General features: G+C 61.6%; 22 protein-coding genes. 12 read left to right on the forward strand and 10 right to left on the reverse strand.

The genetic code is table 11. The features are described 5' to 3' along the window. Positions 1-8: 8 nt before the first annotated feature. The 3 genes from ACZ5RT_RS01045 (at position 9) to ACZ5RT_RS01055 (ending at position 2472) form a co-directional block, all read left to right on the forward strand. Positions 9-857 (forward strand): TlyA family RNA methyltransferase, encoded by an 849-nt coding sequence (locus ACZ5RT_RS01045; RefSeq protein ID WP_464453245.1) that lies wholly within the window; start codon positions 9-11, stop codon positions 855-857. An 18-nt stretch (positions 858-875) separates the two neighbouring features. Further along, a complete protein-coding gene (gene metF, locus ACZ5RT_RS01050) occupies positions 876-1706 on the forward strand; it encodes a methylenetetrahydrofolate reductase [NAD(P)H] (RefSeq protein ID WP_291928312.1) in 831 nt (276 codons plus the stop codon). Positions 1707-1872: 166 nt separating this feature from the next. After that, positions 1873-2472 (forward strand): OmpW/AlkL family protein, encoded by a 600-nt coding sequence (locus ACZ5RT_RS01055; protein ID WP_291928313.1) that lies wholly within the window; start codon positions 1873-1875, stop codon positions 2470-2472. A gap of 71 nt (positions 2473-2543) precedes the next feature. Here ACZ5RT_RS01055 and ACZ5RT_RS01060 read toward each other — a convergent pair whose 3' ends face one another. The 6 genes from ACZ5RT_RS01060 to ACZ5RT_RS01085 form a co-directional block, all read right to left on the reverse strand. Continuing rightward, the gene (locus ACZ5RT_RS01060) at positions 2544-3647 is read right to left on the reverse strand and encodes a 2Fe-2S iron-sulfur cluster-binding protein (protein ID WP_291928316.1); all 1104 of its coding nucleotides are present in this window, start codon (positions 3645-3647) and stop codon (positions 2544-2546) included. 24 nt (positions 3648-3671) lie between these two features. Beyond that, a complete protein-coding gene (paaD, locus tag ACZ5RT_RS01065; protein ID WP_291928318.1) occupies positions 3672-4208 on the reverse strand; it encodes a 1,2-phenylacetyl-CoA epoxidase subunit PaaD in 537 nt (178 codons plus the stop codon). A gap of 9 nt (positions 4209-4217) precedes the next feature. Continuing rightward, positions 4218-5000, reverse strand: coding sequence for a 1,2-phenylacetyl-CoA epoxidase subunit PaaC (gene paaC / locus ACZ5RT_RS01070; RefSeq protein WP_291928320.1), 783 nt, complete (start codon positions 4998-5000; stop codon positions 4218-4220). 8 nt (positions 5001-5008) lie between these two features. Further along, positions 5009-5305, reverse strand: a complete 297-nt coding sequence (paaB, locus tag ACZ5RT_RS01075; protein ID WP_108428529.1) for a 1,2-phenylacetyl-CoA epoxidase subunit PaaB — start codon at positions 5303-5305, stop codon at positions 5009-5011. Further along, entirely contained in the window at positions 5302-6333 is a 1032-nt protein-coding gene (paaA, locus tag ACZ5RT_RS01080; RefSeq protein WP_464453246.1) for a 1,2-phenylacetyl-CoA epoxidase subunit PaaA, read from the reverse strand. The genes paaB and paaA overlap by 4 nt, the downstream gene beginning before the upstream one ends. A 174-nt stretch (positions 6334-6507) precedes the next feature. Then, the gene (locus ACZ5RT_RS01085; RefSeq protein WP_464453247.1) at positions 6508-7395 is read right to left on the reverse strand and encodes a 23S rRNA (adenine(2030)-N(6))-methyltransferase RlmJ; all 888 of its coding nucleotides are present in this window, start codon (positions 7393-7395) and stop codon (positions 6508-6510) included. Positions 7396-7592: 197 nt separating this feature from the next. Between ACZ5RT_RS01085 and rplM the strand changes: the two genes are divergently transcribed. The 3 genes from rplM (at position 7593) to erpA (ending at position 8961) form a co-directional block, all read left to right on the forward strand. Then, positions 7593-8024, forward strand: coding sequence for a 50S ribosomal protein L13 (gene rplM / locus ACZ5RT_RS01090; RefSeq protein WP_108428532.1), 432 nt, complete (start codon positions 7593-7595; stop codon positions 8022-8024). Positions 8025-8035: 11 nt separating this feature from the next. Continuing rightward, positions 8036-8428, forward strand: a complete 393-nt coding sequence (gene rpsI, locus ACZ5RT_RS01095) for a 30S ribosomal protein S9 (protein ID WP_019426472.1) — start codon at positions 8036-8038, stop codon at positions 8426-8428. 167 nt (positions 8429-8595) lie between these two features. Beyond that, positions 8596-8961: an iron-sulfur cluster insertion protein ErpA gene (gene erpA / locus ACZ5RT_RS01100; RefSeq protein ID WP_108362196.1), complete on the forward strand. Its 366-nt coding sequence runs from the start codon at positions 8596-8598 to the stop codon at positions 8959-8961. A 32-nt stretch (positions 8962-8993) separates the two neighbouring features. Here the strand turns inward: erpA and ACZ5RT_RS01105 are convergent, their stop codons facing one another. Both ACZ5RT_RS01105 and ACZ5RT_RS01110 read right to left on the reverse strand, forming a co-directional pair. After that, complete coding sequence (locus ACZ5RT_RS01105) at positions 8994-10133, reverse strand: anhydro-N-acetylmuramic acid kinase (protein WP_464453248.1); 1140 nt, start codon at positions 10131-10133, stop codon at positions 8994-8996. A gap of 96 nt (positions 10134-10229) precedes the next feature. Continuing rightward, positions 10230-11696 carry a M23 family metallopeptidase gene (locus ACZ5RT_RS01110; protein WP_291928165.1) on the reverse strand — a complete coding sequence of 489 codons (1467 nt, stop codon included), beginning with the start codon at positions 11694-11696 and terminating at the stop codon, positions 10230-10232. A 144-nt stretch (positions 11697-11840) separates the two neighbouring features. Between ACZ5RT_RS01110 and tyrS the strand changes: the two genes are divergently transcribed. Genes tyrS through dbpA form a run of 4 tightly spaced genes read left to right on the forward strand, consistent with a single transcriptional unit; the run spans position 11841 to position 15932 of the window. Beyond that, on the forward strand, positions 11841-13073 hold the full coding sequence (gene tyrS / locus ACZ5RT_RS01115) for a tyrosine--tRNA ligase (RefSeq protein WP_464453249.1): 1233 nt from the start codon (positions 11841-11843) through the stop codon (positions 13071-13073). Between the two features lie 49 nt (positions 13074-13122). Next, entirely contained in the window at positions 13123-14049 is a 927-nt protein-coding gene (locus ACZ5RT_RS01120; RefSeq protein ID WP_422171194.1) for a cation diffusion facilitator family transporter, read from the forward strand. Further along, positions 14046-14489, forward strand: coding sequence for a D-aminoacyl-tRNA deacylase (gene dtd, locus ACZ5RT_RS01125; RefSeq protein ID WP_422171196.1), 444 nt, complete (start codon positions 14046-14048; stop codon positions 14487-14489). The genes ACZ5RT_RS01120 and dtd overlap by 4 nt, the downstream gene beginning before the upstream one ends. A 33-nt stretch (positions 14490-14522) precedes the next feature. Continuing rightward, a complete protein-coding gene (gene dbpA, locus ACZ5RT_RS01130; RefSeq protein WP_464453250.1) occupies positions 14523-15932 on the forward strand; it encodes an ATP-dependent RNA helicase DbpA in 1410 nt (469 codons plus the stop codon). 221 nt (positions 15933-16153) lie between these two features. Here dbpA and ybeY read toward each other — a convergent pair whose 3' ends face one another. Both ybeY and ACZ5RT_RS01140 read right to left on the reverse strand, forming a co-directional pair. After that, positions 16154-16609, reverse strand: coding sequence for an rRNA maturation RNase YbeY (ybeY, locus tag ACZ5RT_RS01135; protein ID WP_464453251.1), 456 nt, complete (start codon positions 16607-16609; stop codon positions 16154-16156). A gap of 19 nt (positions 16610-16628) precedes the next feature. Continuing rightward, positions 16629-17609 carry a PhoH family protein gene (locus tag ACZ5RT_RS01140; protein ID WP_291928152.1) on the reverse strand — a complete coding sequence of 327 codons (981 nt, stop codon included), beginning with the start codon at positions 17607-17609 and terminating at the stop codon, positions 16629-16631. An 85-nt stretch (positions 17610-17694) separates the two neighbouring features. Between ACZ5RT_RS01140 and ruvA the strand changes: the two genes are divergently transcribed. Together ruvA and ruvB are read left to right on the forward strand one after the other, a co-directional pair. Continuing rightward, complete coding sequence (ruvA, locus tag ACZ5RT_RS01145) at positions 17695-18270, forward strand: Holliday junction branch migration protein RuvA (protein WP_291928149.1); 576 nt, start codon at positions 17695-17697, stop codon at positions 18268-18270. 14 nt (positions 18271-18284) lie between these two features. Further along, positions 18285-19337: a Holliday junction branch migration DNA helicase RuvB gene (ruvB, locus tag ACZ5RT_RS01150; protein WP_291928146.1), complete on the forward strand. Its 1053-nt coding sequence runs from the start codon at positions 18285-18287 to the stop codon at positions 19335-19337. Positions 19338-19440 lie beyond the last annotated feature (103 nt).

Here is a 19440-nt window from a genome sequence, read left to right on the forward strand (position 1 = left end):
AACCACGCATGCGCATTGACCAACTTCTCGTCGAGCGCGGCCTGGCCGCTTCTCGCTCCCAGGCTCAGCGACTGATTGCCGGGGGCGTGCAGTGGCAGCTGCCCGACGGGACTTGGCGTGCGGTGGTGAAAAACCGCGATGAGGTGCCCGAAAGCGCTGCCCTGCAGCTGCTCGACGACGCCGAGTCGCGCTACGTGTCACGTGGGGGCCTCAAGCTCGAAGGGGCTTTGAAGGCCACGGGTGTGAAGGTTGCCGGTTTGCGCTGCTTGGATGTGGGCCAAAGCACAGGGGGCTTCACCGACTGCTTGCTGCAGCGCGGCGCAGCGCAGGTGGTGGGCATTGACGTGGGCCATGCCCAGGTGCACCCGCGTATCCGCGAGGACGAGCGCGTGGTTTGCGTCGAAGGCGTGAACGCCCGTGAGCTGGAGCTCGGCGATGAGCGCGTCCCTGAAGCGTTGGAAGGCTTTGACCTGATGGTGGGCGATGTGTCCTTCATCTCGCTCACCCTGGTCTTGCCGGGCGTGGTGCATTTGCTCAAGCCCACGGGGCAGCTTTTGATGCTGGTCAAGCCGCAGTTTGAGTTGCAGCCGGGTCAGGTGGGCAAGGGCGGCATTGTGAAAGACGAAAGCCTGTACCCCTTCATTGAAAACCGTCTGCGCACAGCCCTGACCGAGTTGGGCATGCAGGTGACGGCCTGGTTGGACAGCCCGATTGAGGGTGGCGACGGCAACCGTGAATTTTTTGTGCAGGCCTGCTGGCCTGACCCGGCAGCGGTGCTGCCCGCCCGCGATAAAGCGCGCCTGGCGCACGAGGCCGATCTGGCCGCCAAGGCCTATGCCAAGGCCAACGAGTATTGAATTTTTGAAGGTGTTGTGATGTCTGGTTTTAAATTGCCCATCAGCCTGGAGTTTTTTCCACCCAAAACGCCTGAGGGCGCAGAGAAGCTGCGCGGCGTGCGCGAGAAGCTGTACGCTTTGAAGCCTGAATTTTGCTCGGTGACCTACGGGGCGGGCGGCTCCACCCAGGAAGGCACTTTTGCCACGGTGGCAGCGATTCAGGCCGAGGGCGTGGCAGCGGCTTCGCACTTTTCTTGCATTGGGGCCACCAAGGCCTCGGTGCGTGAAGAACTGGCCACGCTCAAGGCCATGGGCGTCAAGCGCTTGGTCGCGTTGCGCGGTGATTTGCCCAGCGGCTATGGCGCAGGCGGCGAGTTCCATTACGCCAGCGATTTGGTGGCTTTCATCCGTGCTGAAACCGGTGACGATTTCCACATCGAAGTGGCGGCCTACCCTGAAATCCACCCGCAAGCCAAATCGCCCGAAGCCGACTTGCAGGCCTTTGCCACCAAAGTGAAGGCGGGCGCCAATTCGGCCATCACCCAATACTTCTACAACAGCGATGCTTACTTCCGCTTTGTGGACGACGCCTACAAGCTGGGCGTGGATGTGCCCATCGTGCCGGGCATCATGCCCATCACCAGCTCGTCGCAGTTGCTGCGTTTTTCGGACGCGTGTGGCGCTGAGATCCCGCGCTGGATCAGGTTGCGCCTGCAGGCCTACGGCGATGATGTCGAGTCGATCAAGGCTTTCGGTCTGGATGTGGTGTCTGACCTTTGCGAACAGCTGATCAACGGTGGTGTGCCTGCCATCCATTTCTACACGATGAACCAGAGTGCTGCCACAACGGAGATCTGGCGTCGGTTGTGAAACGCACCGAACGATGAAGGCACTTGGATGGATTTGATCCATCACAAGTGCGGGGGCCGTTGCAGGCCGCGGTGCGCGGGCATTTGACAAAACGCAAACGCGTGCAGGTGGTTGAGACTTTCAATAGGACTGAGCAGAAAGCTCTTCGTTCATAAGGAAAGTCAACATGAAAAAACAAACCATCGTTGCAGCTGTACTGGCTGCTTGCTCTGTCACTGCCGCCATGGCGCAAGCCTCGGGCGAAGGCCCCTGGATGGTGCGTGCGCGCGCTGTGCACCTCGACATGGCCAACAAAGATGGCACGGGTTTGGGCTTGTCGGTCAACAACAAGACCATTCCGGAAGTGGATGTCAGCTATTTCTTCACCCCGAACATCGCTGCGGAGCTGGTTTTGACGGTGCCCCAAAAACAGACTGTCTATTTGGGCGGCGCATCGATTGGCACTTTCAAGCATTTGCCGCCCAGTTTGCTGTTGCAATACCACTTCACCGGTTTGGGCGCTTACAAGCCCTATGTCGGCGCGGGCGTGAATTACACCCGCATCACCAGCGTCAATCTGCTGGGTGGGCGTGCTGATCTGGAAGACGACAGCTGGGGTGGCGCGTTGCAGGTGGGCATGGACATCCCATTGGACAAAAACTGGTCGCTGAATTTCGATGTGAAAAAGGTGTACATCCGCTCCAATGTGTTCATCGATGGCGCGAACCAGGGGACCTTGAAGCTCGATCCGCTGTTGGTGGGCGTCGGTCTGGGTTACCGCTTCTGATGTGCGGGCACCCGCCATGAAAAACGCCCTGCAATGCAGGGCGTTTTTGATCGGGTGCTTTGCGTAGCGGGTCAGCGTTCGTCGAAACTGATCACCACACGTTCGCTGGTGGGGCGGGCCTGGCAGGACAGGATGAAACCTTGTTCGACTTCGGGCTTTTCGAGGGTGAAGTTCTTCTCCATCTCGGTCGTGCCTTCCATGACCTTGCAGCGGCAGGTGCAGCACACCCCGGCTTTGCACGAATACGGCAGGTCCAGACCCAGCGACAAGGCGATGTCGAGGATCTTCTCGTTGCGGTTCATGGGCATGTTGTAGGGCTTGCCGTCCAGCACCACGGTCAGCTGCACTTCGCCTTGTTCGCGGGTGGCAGGGTGGCCCAGCACGGCTTGGGCGCGGGCTTCAGGGGTCAGCGCATCGAGTGTGGGCGAGCTGAAGCGTTCGGTACGGATGCGCTCGGGTTTGACGCCAGCCGTGAGCAGCGCTTGCTCGGTGGCTTCGATCATGGCCTCGGGCCCGCACACAAACACCTCGTCCATGCTGCCCACGGGCAAGAAGGCGTCGATGATGGCTTGCACTTTGGCCGCATCGATGCGGCCTTCGAGCAGGGGGACTTCCTGTGCCTGTCGCGAGAGGATGTGGATCAGCGTGAGGCGGTCCGGGTAGCGGTCCTTCAGGTCTTGCAAGGCTTCGTTGAACATCACACTGTCCATGCGGCGGTTGCCGTAGACCAGGGTGAATTTGCTCTCGGGTTGCTCTTCCAGGGTGCTGGCCAGGATGGACAGGATGGGCGTGATGCCGGAGCCTGCGGCAAAGCCCACGCGGTGAATCGCTCGGGGGCGCTGCACCACAAAGCGGCCATCGGGCGGCATCACGCGCAGCGTGTCGCCCGCTTTCAGTTGGGTGGCCGCCCAGTTGGAGAACACGCCCCCTTCGACGGGGCGGATGCCCACTTCGAGCACACCTTGCTTTTGCAGCTGGCTGCGGGCCGAACTGATGGAGTAGCTGCGGCGCACATCGGTGCCGTCGATGTCGGCGCGCAAGGTCAGGAACTGGCCCGGCTGGAAATCGAAGCTGCTGCGCAGATCGGCAGGCACGTTCAAGGTAATCGCCACAGCACCTGCCGCTTCGGGGCTGATGCGTGCGATCGGGAGGTCATGAAATCGGGGTGCGGACATGGTGCTTCAGGGCGGCAAGGCCGCTCAGTAAGGTTTGAAGTAGTCGAAAGGCTCCATGCAGGCCAGGCACCGGTAAAGGGCCTTGCAGGCGGTCGAGCCGAAATGGGAGGTTTCGGTGGTGTTGGCCGAGCCGCATTGCGGGCAGTTCACCACCTCGGGCTTGGCGCCACGCGCAGCAAACTGCACCACGTTGGCCGCACCCGAACCCGCGCTGCTGCACGCGTGTGGCGGGGCGATGCCATAGGCGCGCAGTTTGTCTTTGGCCGCTTCGCTCATCCAGTCGGTGGTCCAGGCCGGGGCCAGTTGCGTGACGACGCGGCCTTGCAGGCCGTGGGCTTGCAGCAGCGCTTTCACATCGTCCTCAATCACGCCCATGGCGGGGCAGCCGCTGTAGGTGGGCGTGATGACCACCTCCAGCCCCGCCTCACCCGCGCGCACGTCGCGCAAGATGCCCAGCTCGCGCAAGGTGACCACCGGAATTTCCGGGTCGGTCAAGCTGTCGAGCAGGGTCCAGGCGCGGGCCACATCGGCGGCGCTGGGCTGCGAGGTGAGGGTGGTCATGTCTTGGATTTACCAGGTGGCTTGCGGGTGGGCGCGGGCCAGGCTTTGCATTTCGGCCAGCACGAAGCCCAGGTGCTCGGAGTGGATGCCTTGTTTGCCTGTGGGCACAAAGCCACCATCGGCCGGGCGCTGCAGGGTGGCCTCTTGCAAGGCCTCATCCACGATCTGGTTCCAGTCGTTTTGCAAAGCGGCCATCTCGATGCCTGTGCCGTTGGCCAGCGCTGCGGCTTCATGCGGGCTGCTGGCCCAGAATTCCTGGGTGTAGGGCAGCAATTGGTCCAGCGCCGCTTGCGCCTTGGCGTGGGACGCGTCGGTGCCGTCGCCCATGCGCACCAGCCAGTCGCGCGAGTGGCGCAGGTGGTAGCGCACTTCCTTGAGCGACTTGGCGGCAATCGCGGCCAGCTGCGCGTCTTTGGAGTTTTGCAACTGGTCCCACGCCAGCACCATCAGGCTGCTGTACAGGAAGTTGCGCACGATGGTCATGGCAAAGTCGCGGTCACCTTGGGCTGTGGCCGACATCAGAGGCATGTGCGGCAATTCGCACAGGGTGTAGTTCTTGAAGTCGGGCACGTCGCGGAAGTACGCCAGTGTGTCCTCGGTGGCACCGCCGCCTTGCAGCTCGGCCGCGTGCTGGTAAAGCATGCGGGCCTGGCCGATCAGGTCCAGGCTGTTGTTGGACAGGGCGATGTCTTCTTCAAGGATGGGGCCGTGTCCGCACCATTCGGCATTGCGCTGTCCGAGGATCAGCGCGTTGTCGGCCAGGTGCAGCAGGTAATCGATGGGGGCATTCATTGTCGCGCTCACATGTGGCCCACTTCTTCGGGGATTTCGTAAAAGGTCGGGTGGCGGTAGACCTTGTCGCTGGCGGGATCGAAGAATTCGGGTTTGTCGTTGGGCTCACTGGCCGAGATGCTGGCCGAGGGCACGACCCAGATGCTCACGCCTTCCTGACGGCGGGTGTACACGTCGCGCGCCATTTGCAAAGCGTGCTCGGAATCCGAGGCGTGCAGGCTGCCGCAGTGCTTGTGCTCCAGGCCTTGCTTGGAGCGGACAAAAACCTCCCACAGAGGCCATTCTTTCAATGCGGCGGTGCTCATGCTGCTTCCTTCATCTGACGTTGCTGTTGTTTCTTGGCGTGGGCCAGGGCCGCTTCGCGCACCCAGGCGCCGTCGTTCCAGGCCTTGACGCGGGCACCCAAACGTTCCTTGTTGCAAGGACCGTTGCCGTTGACGGTGGCCCAGAACTCGTCCCAATCGATCTGGCCGTAGTCGTAGTGACCACGCGCTTCGTTCCACTTCAAATCCGGGTCAGGCAAAGTGACGCCCAACACTTTGGCTTGCGGCACGGTGGCGTCCACAAACTTTTGACGCAGGTCGTCGTTGCTGATGCGCTTGATGCCCCAGCGCATGCCTTGTGCGCTGTTGGGACTGTCGGCGTCGGGCGGCCCGAACATGGCCAGGCACTTCCACCACCAGCGGTTGACGGCGTCTTGCACCATGGCTTTTTGCTCGGCCGTGCCCTGCATCATCACCAACAGCGCTTCGTAGCCTTGGCGTTGGTGGAAGGATTCTTCCTTGCACACGCGCACCATGGCGCGGGCGTAGGGGCCGTAAGAGCAGCGGCACAGGGGTACCTGATTCATGATGGCCGCGCCATCGACCAGCCAACCGATCACGCCCACATCGGCCCAGTTGAGCGTGGGGTAGTTGAAGATGGAGCTGTACTTGGCCTTGCCGGAATGCAATGCGTCCAGCATCTGGTCGCGGCTGGTGCCCAAAGTCTCGGCGGCGCTGTACAGGTACAGGCCGTGACCGCCTTCGTCTTGCACCTTGGCGATCAGGATGGCCTTGCGCTTGAGGCTCGGGGCGCGGCTGATCCAGTTGCCTTCGGGCAGCATGCCCACGATTTCGCTGTGCGCGTGCTGGCTGATCTGGCGCACCAGGGTTTTGCGGTAGGCCTCGGGCATCCACTCGCGGGGCTCGATGCGGCCATCGGCATCGATGCGGGCGTCAAAGGCCGCTTGCAGGGCGGCGTCTTGTGCGCTCAGGGCTTTGGGGACGGCCTTCAGACCGGCCGACTTGGCGTCTTCGGTGGAATCCGGGACGCTGAAAGATTGCGTGTACATGGGCTTCTCCTGCGCCAAACAGGATGGGATGATCGCGGCGCGGGTGCCAGTATATCAATTAACCGACCGTGCGGTCGGTTAATTTCAATGCCCTGCACTCAGGTATTTCCCTGATGCCGTGTTTTCCGTCTTGAAATACCCGTTCGAGAGCCCTTTGGAGGGGGCTCCACCCGTTCAAGACGATTCGACCGCCCAATTTTTGCCGGACCCGCGCGCCAAGGCGGGGCCGACCACATCCAGCGCCTGCCGGATCTGGTCTTTCAGGGTGAAGGGCGGGTTGATGACAAACATGCCGCTGGCCACCAGGCCGCCTTCGTCGCCAGGGCCCCGGCCAATGGCCAGGGTGGCGTTGAGCCAGGGCTTTTGTGACTGGTTGGCCAAGGTGCGCAGGCGTTTGGGCAGGTCATGCGCTTCCGGGCGCGGGATGATCGGATACCAGACCAAATAAGTGCCCGTCGAGAAACGCTTGAGGTATTCCTGGATGACGCTGGCGACCTTGCTGTAATCCGACTTGATCTCATAACTGGGGTCGATCAGCACCATCGCGCGCTTGGAGCCGGTGGCCGAAGGTGGTGGGGGCAGCAGCTTTTTGAGGGCTTCAAAACCGTCTTCGCGGCTCACGGTGACCGTGCGCCCGGCTTCGAGCTGGGCGATGTTGGACATCAGGGCTTTGCTGTCGGTGGGGTGCAGCTCGAACAGGCGCAGGCGATCGCGCGATTCGTGTCGCATCAGGCGCTGCATCAAAAAAGGTGAGCCCGGGTAAATTTTGGCTTGCCCGTTGGGGTTGAAGCTGGCGATCTGTTCCAGGTAGTCCTGCACGGGCTCGGGCAGGGCGTCGAGCTTTTCGGCGGCGGCCAGCAGCTTGAACAGGCCGTCCTCGGCTTCCGCCCCTTTTTGCGAATAATCGCCGTCCAGACGGTACAAACCGGCCCCGGCGTGGGTGTCAATCAGGGTGATGCCGGCCTCTTTTTGCATGAGGTGGCGCAGGGTGGCGAGCAAGGTGATGTGTTTGAGCACATCGGCATGGTTGCCCGCGTGGAAAGCGTGTCGGTAACTGAACATGCGTCGATGGTAACCAATAACTTCTGCAAGTCCTTGATTTTTCGTATAATGGCAGGCTTCGCAGCGATTTTGTGGCCCCGCGGCGAAGACGCCCAAACCTGAAAAGGTTCAAGCAAACTCCCACCTAAGAGGTTCCCAACAGAGGAACACCGACCGTGGAAAAGGGCTCAACAAACCTTTCTTCAAAGAGAAAACTCATGACAACAACTTTCAGCGCCAAACCCGCTGAGGTCGTGCACGAGTGGTTTGTGATTGACGCGACCGACAAGGTCCTCGGACGAGTAGCCAGCGAAGTTGCTCTCCGTTTGCGCGGCAAACACAAGGCCATTTACACGCCTCACGTCGACACCGGTGACTTCATCGTCATCATCAATGCTGCCAAGCTCAAAGTGACTGGCACCAAGACACTGGACAAAGTGTATTACCGTCATTCGGGTTATCCCGGCGGTATCACTGCCACCAACTTCCGCGACATGCAAGCCAAGCACCCTGGCCGCGCACTCGAGAAGGCTGTCAAGGGCATGCTGCCCAAGGGCCCACTCGGTTACGCCATGATCAAGAAACTCAAGGTGTATGGCGGCGCAGAGCACCCACACACCGCCCAACAGCCTAAAGTGCTGGACATCTAAGGAGCCTTGAGATGATTGGTGAATGGAACAATGGCACAGGCCGTCGCAAATCCAGCGTCGCCCGCGTGTTTCTGAAAAAAGGCACTGGCAAGATCACGGTCAATGGCAAGGACATCCAAGCCTACTTCGGCCGCGAGACTTCGATCATGATCGCCAAGCAACCCCTCATGTTGACCAACCATGCCGAAACTTTCGACATCATGATCAACGTGCACGGTGGCGGTGAATCCGGTCAAGCCGGCGCATCACGCCACGGCATCACCCGCGCCCTGATTGACTACGACGCATCGCTCAAGCCCGTGCTGAGCCAAGCCGGTTTTGTCACCCGCGACGCCCGTGAAGTCGAACGTAAAAAGGTCGGTTTGCACTCCGCTCGCCGCCGCAAGCAGTTCTCCAAGCGTTAATCCGCTTTTCTGCTTCATCAAAAAGCCGCTCCGGTTCGCCGCAGCGGCTTTTTGTTTGGCCTCATGGGCTTTGAAAAGCCCATGAGGCCAGTAGCGTTACTGCAGAGGATGGCCGGTAATTCCCGACCAGCGCGCTATACTATTTGGCATTGAACCGGAGAAACACCATGAGTGCTGTTGCTGAAAATATCCAGACCGAGATGCCCGAACCGATTGTCTTCACCGACAGCGCGGCCGCCAAGGTGGCCGACCTGATCGCCGAAGAGGGCAATCCTGATTTGAAGCTGCGCGTGTTTGTGCAAGGCGGCGGCTGCTCGGGCTTTCAGTACGGTTTCACCTTTGATGAAATCACCAACGAAGACGACACGACCATGAGCAAAAATGGCGTCTCCTTGTTGATCGACGCCATGAGCTACCAGTACCTGATCGGTGCCGAGATCGATTACAAAGAAGATCTGCAGGGTGCTCAGTTTGTCATCAAGAACCCGAACGCCACATCGACTTGCGGCTGCGGTTCTTCTTTCTCGACCTGATTGGCGAGGGGGCTAGCTCTGGGTTGGTCGCATCACCGGGGGTAAATGGCCCCCAAGACACGGGCGCCTTGGGCGCCCGTGACGCTTGGCAAGCTCGAAGTCTCGCGTCTCACGGTTTTGAACGCCAGCCAGGCAAAAGCGGCGGCTTCCACTTGCAGGGGCGGTAAACCCCGTTGATCGCTGCCGATCACCTGCAAAGCTGGCAAATGGTGGGCCAGGCGGTCCATCAAATGGCTGTTCAAGGCGCCACCGCCACAAACAATCAAGGTCTGCGCATCGGCCGCGTGGCGTAAAACATCTTGGGCGCAAGCCCGTGCTGTGAATTCCGTCAGAGTGGCTTGCACGTCTTGTGCAGGCAAAGCCGCCTTGGGCAAGCGTGCATGCAGCCAGGTGGGGTTGAAGAGGTCCCGCCCTGTGCTTTTGGGGTGCGAACGGTGCAAAAAGTCTTCGGCCATCAAGTCAGCCAGCACATCGGGCAAGACGCGGCCTGTGGCCGCCCAGGCGCCATCGCGGTCAAATGCGGCCCCCGTGTGTGTGGCGCACCAATGGTCCATGAGCGCGTTACCCGGGCCGCAGTCCCAGCCCAGAACCTCGCCCCCTGGCCGAAGCACGCTGAGGTTGGAGATGCCACCAACATTGAGCACCGCCACAGTCGCATCCATGCGCCCGAACACGCCTTGGTGAAAAGCGGGCACCAGCGGTGCACCTTGTCCGCCTGCTGCCAGATCTCGGCTGCGAAAATCGGCCACCACGTCGATGCGGGTCAGCTCGGCCAGCAAGGACGGGTTGATGAGTTGCAAGGTGTAGCCCACAGCCCCATGGCCAGCTGCAAGGTCGCCATCGAACTCGAGGGGCCTGTGACGCACGGTTTGCCCGTGCGCGCCGATGGCTGTGATGTCCTGGGCTTGTAAGCCACTTTGCTGCAACAAGGCGTGCACCACCTCGGCATAGCGACGGGCAATCTGGTTACCTGCCAAGGCGCTGCGGTGCAATTCATCCGGGCCGCTCTGGTTCAGGGCGAGGAGCTCGGCTTTGAAGGGCGCCTCGAAAGCCACAAAGGCATGCGATTGAACCTCCACACGACCTTGTGCGTTGATGCGGGCCAGCACGCCATCGACACCATCCAGGGAGGTGCCCGACATCAGGCCTATGAAATGCTCAATCGTTTGCATGGATGAAAAATGTGCGCGTTGTGGTCTTCAGTGGCCATCTGGCAGTCAAAGCGTCCGTGGGGATGGCATGAAAAAAGGGCCTTGCGGCCCTTGAGATCATTGCGCGGTGACTTCTCGCATTTGCGCGGCAGCCAACAGCTGTGCTCTGGCCTGCTCGGCCACCACTTTGAAGCGCGACATCGCGGCAGGGCTGAGCGGCACGCTCTGGGCTTGCTGGATCACTTTTTGGGGGTCAACGTGGGTGCCATTCACGCGGAATTCAAAGTGCAGGTGAGGGCCTGTGGACCAGCCCGTCGAGCCGACCGCACCAATGGTTTGGCCTTTTTGAACAGTCTGGCCCTTGCGCACCTGGATGCGGCTGAGGTGGGCATAGACGGTGGAGTGGTTGTTGCCGTGGCGAACAATGACCGTGTTGCCATAACCACCTTGAACGCCTGCGAATTCGACCACACCGTCACCCACGGTCTGAGCCGGGGTGCCGGTCGGGGCCGCGTAATCCACGCCCAGGTGCGCTTTCATGGTTTGAAAGATCGGGTGCAGGCGCATGGCAAAACCGCTGGTCTTGCGCGAGAAAGCCACAGGCGATGCCAGGTAAGTGCGGCTCAGGCTTTTGCCGTCCATGCTGTAGTAGTTGCCTTTTTGCCCTGGCTCCTGGTGCCACACAGCTTCGTAGGTTTTGTTGCCGTTGTTGAATTCGGCGGTCAACACGCGACCAGTGCGCACGGGCTCACCGTCGGCTTCCAGCACTTCGTAGACGACTGAAAAACGAGCGCCTTTGCGCAAGGTGCGGTGAAAGTCGATCTGGTTGGAGAAAATCTGCGTCAGCTGGCTGATGACGGCATCCGGCAAACGGGCCTCGTCTGCCGCGTCATACAAGGAGCTGGCCACGGTGCCGCCTGTCATGCGCAGGCTGGTGTTCATGGGGGACGTTTCGAGGGCGGCCTGCAGACCATCGGCTGTGCGTTGGATCGCCAGACGCTGGAAAAAGGTGTCGGTCTCGTTGTTGAGCCAGCGCACATTGAGTTTGAGCAGACGCTGCTGGCTGTCGGCTTCGGCCACAACGGAGCGGCCCCCTTGCTTGAGCGCTTGCTTGGCCAAAGGGTTCTTGCGCAGGTAAGCGGCCGCCTCCGGGTCAACCAGGCCCAAGCGACGCAGCAAACTCTCCGGAGTGTCGGAGGCGCGGGTGCTGTCTGTGCGCATCAGACTCATCTGGATCAGGTCGAGCGATTGGGCTTGTTCTTCCAGCTTGGCAATTTCAACAGGCACGGTGACCGTGACCACGGGCTGTTCGGCGATGTCCGGTCCCAGATTGGCGATGGCGAATGCACCGCCGCCACCAGCCAGCAGAACAGAGGCCAAAGTGGCGCTGATGGTTTTGGGATGACGGGCCAACCAGCGCGCAGTCGCCTGAAGCGCTTGGGTCAGTTGCGGGTGTTGGCCATCGAGCCAGGCCAGCGTACGCTGGACAGCCATCAACACCGCGCCCAGCACGGCAGTGCACAGGAACAGGAAGCCAACAAACAAAGACACCAGCCGAGACTGGATGAGAGCGAAAAATTGCATCAATTCGGGGGTATTTCGCGCCACCTGCCGTTCAGGCGATGGGGTGGCACGATCTGCACAGTCAGGCCGCCTCTAAAATGGGCGACTTGGGGTAATCGGGCCATTGTACTGGTCTATACCCATTTGACTTTAGAAAAAACCCTTATGAATCAAGCGCTTGTTACAAAATACCCGGTCACGGACAAGACCCGGGAGGCCCTGGCGGTCACTTTACGGGGCTGCGAAGAGCTGATTCCGCAGGAAGACTGGCTGCAAAAGTTGGCCAAATCGGAGGCCACCGGGGTGCCGCTGCGCATCAAATTGGGCTTGGACCCGACCGCGCCGGACATCCACATTGGCCACACCGTGGTGCTCAACAAGATGCGCCAGCTGCAGGACCTGGGGCACCAGGTGATCTTTTTGATCGGGGACTTCACCAGCCTGATCGGCGACCCGTCCGGCCGTAACAGCACCCGCCCGCCGCTCACCCCCGAGCAGATCAAGGCCAATGCCGAGACCTACTACAAGCAGGCCAGCCTGGTGCTGGACCCCGCGAGAACAGAGATTCGCTACAACAGTGAGTGGTCGCTACCTTTGGGTTCGATGGGCATGATCCAGCTGGCGGCCAAGTACACCGTGGCCCGCATGATGGAGCGCAACGACTTCCATGACCGCTTCAAGGCCGGAACGCCCATTTCGGTGCACGAGTTCCTGTACCCCCTGATGCAGGGCTACGACTCGGTGGCGCTCAAGAGCGATCTGGAGCTGGGCGGCACCGACCAGAAATTCAACCTGCTGATGGGCCGCCACCTGCAGGCCGAATACGGCCAGGAGCCGCAGTGCATCCTGACCATGCCGCTGCTTGAAGGCCTGGACGGGGTGGACAAGATGTCCAAGTCCAAGAACAACTACATCGGCATTGCCGAAGAGCCCAACACCATGTTCGCCAAGGTGCTCTCCATTTCGGACACCCTGATGTGGCGCTGGTACACCCTGCTGTCGTTCAAGTCGATGGCCGAGATCGAGGCGCTCAAAAAAGAAGTCGAAGGCGGCCGCAATCCTAAGGACGCCAAGGTCATGCTGGCCAAGGAAATCACGGCGCGTTTTCACAGCGCTGCGGCAGCCGAAGCGGCCGAACAGGATTTCATCAACCGCAGCAAGGGCGGTGTGCCCGACGACATCCCTGAGGTCAGCCTTTCGGGCGCACCCATGGGCATTGGCGCCTTGCTCAAATCGGCAGGTTTGGCCCCTTCGACCACCGAGGCCGGACGCCTGATCGATGGCGGCGGGGTGCGCGTGGACTCCAGCGTGGTCAGCGACAAGGGCCTGAAACTCGAAGCGGGCACTTACGTGGTGCAAGTGGGCAAGCGCAAGTTTGCCAAGGTGACGCTGGCTTGATCGGGGGCTGGCGCACGGACAGGTCATCCTCCGGGGGTATGCTGAGCTGATGAAAAAATTCGACGCCTGGATGACACCCCAGCGCATGCTGTGGGCTTCGGTGATGGTGGCGCTGGTCACCATCGCGCTCAAAACCGGGGCCTGGTGGCTGACCGATTCGGTGGGCTTGCTGTCGGACGCCATGGAGTCGCTGGTCAACCTGGCCAGCGCGGTATTCGGCCTGATGATGGTCACCATTGCCGCACGGCCCGCCGACGATGACCACCCTTATGGCCACCACAAGGCCGAGTATTTTTCCTCCGGCTTTGAAGGCATCCTGATTCTGGTGGCGGCCTTGGGCATCATCTGGGTGGCCCTTGGGCGCTTGTTCGATCCTCAACCCATCGAACAGGTTGGCTGGGGCCTGGCCTTGTCGGTGGGCAGCTCGGCCCTGAACGGTTTTCTGGCCTGGCTGATGTTTCGCGCCGCCCGGCAGCACCGCTCGCTGGCGCTGGAAGCCGATGCCCGGCACCTGGTGACCGATGTGTGGACATCGGCCGGGGTGGTGGTGGGCATTGCCTTGGTCAGCGCCACGGGCTGGCTGTGGCTGGATGCCGTGGTCGCCATCGGGGTGGCGCTCAACATTTTGAAAGAAGGCTGGAGCCTGGTCTGGCGGTCTTCGCAGGGGCTGATGGACGAGGCGCTGGAGCCTGAAGTGTTGGCCGATGTACAGAAGGTGCTGGCCGGGTTCGCGCACCAGCGCGGCGAGACCGAGATCATCCGTTTTGACCACCTGAACACCCGCAAGGCCGGGCAACGCCGTTTTGTGGATGTGCACATGCACATGCCCGCCAGCTGGACGCTGGGCCGGGCTGCCGCCTTGCGCGCCAGTGTGGAGCAGGCGCTGATGAGCGAGGTGCCCGGTTTGAGGGCCACCATCCAGCTCTTGCCCAGCGATGTGGAAGCGCACTTTGATGATGCCCGGGATTTGAAATGATCTCGCTGCTGCAACGGGTGAGTGAGGCCAGTGTCCGGGTCGATGGGGCGGTGATCGGCCAGATCAATGCAGGCTTGCTGGTGCTGCTGTGCGCCGAAAAAGGCGACACCGAAGCCTTGGCCGACAAGATGCTGGCGAAAATTTTGAAGCTGCGCATCTTCAGCGACGAGGCGGGCAAGATGAATCGGAGCGTGCAGGACGTGGGCGGTGGTTTGCTGGTGGTCAGCCAGTTCACCCTGGCCGCCGATGTCGCAGGGGGCAACCGCCCGAGCTTCACCCAGGCGGCTGCGCCCGAAGACGGTCGACGTTTGTATGAGCACTTTGTGGCGCAGGCCAGAGCTGCGCACCCGGTCGTGCAAACGGGCCAGTTTGCGGCCGACATGAAGGTGTCCTTGGTGAACGACGGCCCCATCACCATCCCGATGCGCATGAGCGCTTGAGTGCCGACAGGGATCGCCGCCGATAATCGGCGCATGACTGCAAAACCCCAAGACGCGACATCCGCGCGCTTCGACCAGCTTCAGCTGGCACCCGCCACCCTTCAAAACCTTGAACAACTGGGCTACACCCAGATGACGCCCATCCAGGCGGCCAGCTTGCCGCTGACCCTGGCCGGGCAAGACCTGATCGCCCAGGCCAGCACAGGCAGCGGCAAAACCGCCGCCTTTGGTCTGCCCTTGATCGAGCGTTTGCAAACGGCGGGCTCGCCCAGCGCGGCCATTCAGGCCGTGGTGCTGTGCCCTACCCGCGAGTTGGCCGACCAGGTCACGCAGGAAATCAGGCGTCTGGCCCGCGCCCGCCAGAACGTGAAAGTTGTCACTTTGTGCGGCGGCGTGGCTTTGAGAGGCCAGACGCTGAGTCTGGAGCACGGCGCCGATGTGGTGGTGGGCACGCCCGGCCGCATCCTGGACCACCTGGAGCGCGGTTCTTTGAGCTTGGCGGGTGTGAACACGCTGGTGCTGGACGAGGCCGACCGCATGCTGGACATGGGCTTTTTCGACGACATTGCCAAGGTGGTGCGCCAGTGCGCCAAAGACCGCCAGACCCTGCTGTTTTCGGCCACTTACCCCGAAGGCATTGCCAAGCTGGCGGCGCAATTCATGCGTTCGCCGCAGACCGTGAAAGTGGAGGCGCAACACAGCGCACACAAAATTCGCCAGGTGTTTTATGAAGTGAGCGAGACCCAGCGGCTGGACGCCGTGTCCCGCTTGCTGGCACATTTCCGCCCCGAGCGCACGCTCGCGTTTTGCAACACCAAGCAGCAGTGTCGCGATTTGGTGGCGGTGCTGCAGGCCCAGGGCTACAGCGCGTTGGCGCTGTTTGGCGAACTGGAGCAGCGCGAACGCGACCAGGTGCTGGTGCAGTTTGCCAACCGCAGCTGCTCGGTGCTGGTGGCCACCGACGTGGCTTCACGCGGGCTGGATGTGGAGGGCCTGGAAGCCGTGATCAACGTGGACGTGACGCCCGACCCGGAAATCCACATCCACCGCATTGGCCGCACGGGCCGTGGCGACGCCGAAGGCCTGGCGCTCACGCTCGCCAGCATGGACGAGATGGGCGCTATCGGCAAGATCGAGGTGATGCAAGGCCGCGAGTCCAAATGGGAGCCGCTGTCAGGTCTGACGCCTGCCGCAGGCGGACCGCTGCAGCCCCCCATGCGCACGCTGCAGATCGTCGGTGGCCGCAAGGAAAAAATCCGCGCGGGTGACGTGATGGGTGCGCTGGCGGGAGAGTGCGGCTTGACCCGCGAGCAGGTCGGCAAGATCAACGTCAACGAGTTTTCGACCTATGTGGCGGTGCAGGCCGACTTGGCCAAAAAGGTCGAGGCGCAGTTGTCACGCGGCAAGATCAAGGGCAAGAGCGTGAAGGTTCGCTTGCTTTGATTGTTTTTTTGAGAGCGGTGAATGGGGCGATGCGGCGGTCACCTCATGACGGGGTACCGAAAATCGGTGCCCGCCGCATCGTCCCATTCACCTTGGTGGGCATTCAAAAAATCAAGAGTGGTTCACGCGCACAACGGTGTCGGTTTGGGTAGGGCCGGGTGACGATTTTCGGTACCCCGTCATGAGGAACCCGGCCCTGCCCAAACCGACACCTCACCCAGTCACCGATAAGGATTCTTGATCCCCAACTCGGCCAGGATGTCAATTTCGTAGGCCTCCATCTCTTCGGCATCGGCCTCGCTGGTCTCATGGTCCCAGCCCTGGGCATGCAAAGTGCCGTGCACCAGCAAATGCGCGTAATGCGCCGCCAGCGTCTTGCCTTGCTCCTTGGCCTCGCGCGCGACCACTGGGGCGCACAGCACCAAGTCGGCCATCACCACCGGTTCTTGCGCATAGTCGAACGTCAGCACATTGGTGGCGTAGTCCTTCTTGCGGTAACTCTTGTTCAGCTCGCGGCCTTCTTCTTCACCCACGATGCGCACCGTGATTTCGGCGTCATCGGTCAGAGCATGGCGAATGGCGCGGGCCACCGCGTGGCGGGGCAGGGCGGCGCGGTGGCGGGCTTTGTGAGGGAACTCGCCAAATTGCAGGGACAGTTGGAGTTGTTGGAGGGCCATGGGATGAGATTTGGTGGTGTCAATCGTCGGTGGGCAAAGGCTTGCGGCGGGTGGTGACACCGGCACGCATGGCGGCGCTGCCTTGTGCGTCGTACGCGTCCACAATGCGGGCCACCAGGGGGTGGCGCACCACGTCGGCACTCGAAAACCGCGTGAAGGCGATGCCCTTGACGCGCTTCAAAACCCGCTCGGCGTCGATCAGACCGCTCAACTGGCCCTTGGGCAAGTCGATCTGGCTCACATCGCCCGTGACCACGGCTTTGGCGCCAAAGCCGATGCGGGTCAGGAACATCTTCATTTGCTCGGTGCTGGTGTTCTGCGCTTCGTCCAGGATCACGAAGGCGTTGTTCAGCGTGCGCCCGCGCATGAAGGCCAGCGGCGCGATTTCGATCGCGTTGCGCTCAAAGGCTTTTTGCACTTTGTCGTAGCCCATCAGGTCGTACAGCGCGTCGTAAAGCGGGCGCAAATACGGATCGACTTTTTGTGACAGGTCGCCCGGCAAAAAGCCCAGTCGCTCGCCCGCTTCCACCGCCGGGCGCGTGAGCACAATGCGCTGCACGCTGGCGCGCTCCAGCGCGTCCACCGCGCAGGCCACGGCCAGGTAGGTCTTGCCCGTGCCTGCAGGGCCGATGCCGAAGGTGATGTCGTGTGTGGCGATGCTTTCCAGATACGCCGCCTGCACCGGGGTGCGGGCCTTCAGGTCGGCGCGGCGGGTTTGCAAGGCGGGCAGGTCGGCTTCCTCGCCCCCGCTGTCGCCCACCAGCATGAGCTGCACCATGTCGGGCGCAATCGGGCGGTCGGCGCGTTCGTAGATCGCTTGCAAAATCTCCATCGCCCGCAGGGCCACGGCCTTGGGGCCGTCCACCTTGAACTGTTCATGGCGGTGCGCGATGCTCACCTGCAGGCCTGCTTCGATGGTGCGCAGGTGCGCGTCCATGGGGCCGCACAGGTGCGACAGGCGGGTGTTGTTGTGCGGCGTGAAGGTGTGTCTGACGATCAAGTTGATAATCCTGAATGGGCGCGGTGACGAGTGGTCAAAAACCGTGCATTTTCCCCCATGATAGGCATTTGAAGGCACCCTCTCCATGATTGGCAAACTCACTGGCATCCTGAGCGACAAGAACCCCCCCGAGGTGGTGGTGGACTGCCACGGCGTGGGCTATGAGGTCAATGTGCCGATGAGCACTTTCTACAATTTGCCCGCCACGGGCGAAAAAGTCAGTCTGGTCACGCACTTTGTGGTCCGCGAAGACGCGCAAATCCTGTACGGCTTTGCCACCTTGAGCGAGCGCGAGGCCTTTCGCCAGCTCATCAAAATCTCCGGCGTCGGCCCTCGCACCGCTTTGAGTGTGCTGTCGGGCATGAGCGTGACCGACTTGGCGCAGGCCATCACCACGCAAGAGGTCGGGCGCTTGGTCAAGGTGCCCGGCATCGGCAAGAAAACCGCAGAGCGTCTTTTGCTGGAGCTCAAAGGCAAACTCGGTGGCGACATCGGGGGCCTGTTTGCGGTGAATACCCCCGACGCGCAAAGCGATATCCAGCAGGCCTTGCTGGCGCTGGGCTACAGCGACAAGGAGGCCGCCGCGGCCCTCAAGAGCTTGCCCGTGGACGTGGGTGTGAGCGAAGGCATCAAGCTGGCGCTCAAAGCCCTGAACAAATGAAAATGAACTGAGCCATGAGCATCCGCACCGACGATTTCGCCCCCCAACCCGAGCCTCGGGTCATTTCGGCGGCCCCCGTGTCGCACCAGGAAGAAGCGATCGAGCGGGCCTTGCGCCCCAAGCTGCTTGACGAATATGTCGGGCAGGTCAAGGTGCGTGAGCAGCTGGAGATTTTCATCAGCGCGGCCAAGATGCGCGAAGAGCCGCTGGACCATGTGCTGCTGTTTGGCCCGCCTGGCTTGGGCAAGACCACGCTGAGCCACATCATCGCAGCCGAGCTGGGCGTGAACCTGCGCCAGACCAGCGGCCCGGTGCTCGAAAAACCCAAAGATTTGGCGGCGTTGCTGACCAATCTGGAGCGCAACGATGTGCTCTTCATCGACGAGATCCACCGCCTCTCGCCTGTGGTCGAAGAAATTTTGTACCCCGCGCTGGAGGACTACCAGATCGACATCATGATCGGCGAGGGCCCGGCGGCCCGCAGCATCAAGCTCGACCTGCAGCCCTTCACGCTGGTGGGCGCGACCACCCGGGCGGGCATGCTCACCAACCCTTTGCGCGACCGCTTTGGCATCGTGTCGCGCTTGGAGTTCTACACGCCCGAAGAGCTGACCCGCATCGTGACCCGGAGTGCCGGTTTGCTCAAGGCGCCGATTGAACCGGAAGGTTCGTTCGAGATTGCCCGCCGCTCACGCGGCACGCCGCGCATTGCCAACCGCCTGCTGCGCCGGGTACGTGACTATGCCGATGTGAAGGGCGACGGCACCATCCACAAAGGCATCGCGCAAAAAGCCCTGGTCATGCTGGACGTGGACCCGGAAGGCTTCGACCTGATGGACCGCAAGTTGCTTGAAGCGGTAATTCACCGCTTCGACGGCGGTCCGGTGGGTCTGGACAACATTGCGGCCAGCATTGGCGAGGAGCGCGACACGATCGAAGACGTGATCGAGCCGTATTTGATTCAGCAAGGCTATTTGCAGCGCACCCCGCGCGGGCGCATGGCCACGCTGGCGGCTTTCAGGCATTTGGGTGTGACGCCGCCCAAGTCGTTTGGCGAACGGATTTAAAGACCGAAGCTGTTGTGTCTTTGTGGGAGCGAGCCCCGGCTCGCGAATCGCCGTTGAGCGAGAGCCCTCATTCGGCCGCAGGGGCGGCCTCCCACAGCGTCAA

It is taken from the genome of Limnohabitans sp. TEGF003 (assembly GCF_055395455.1).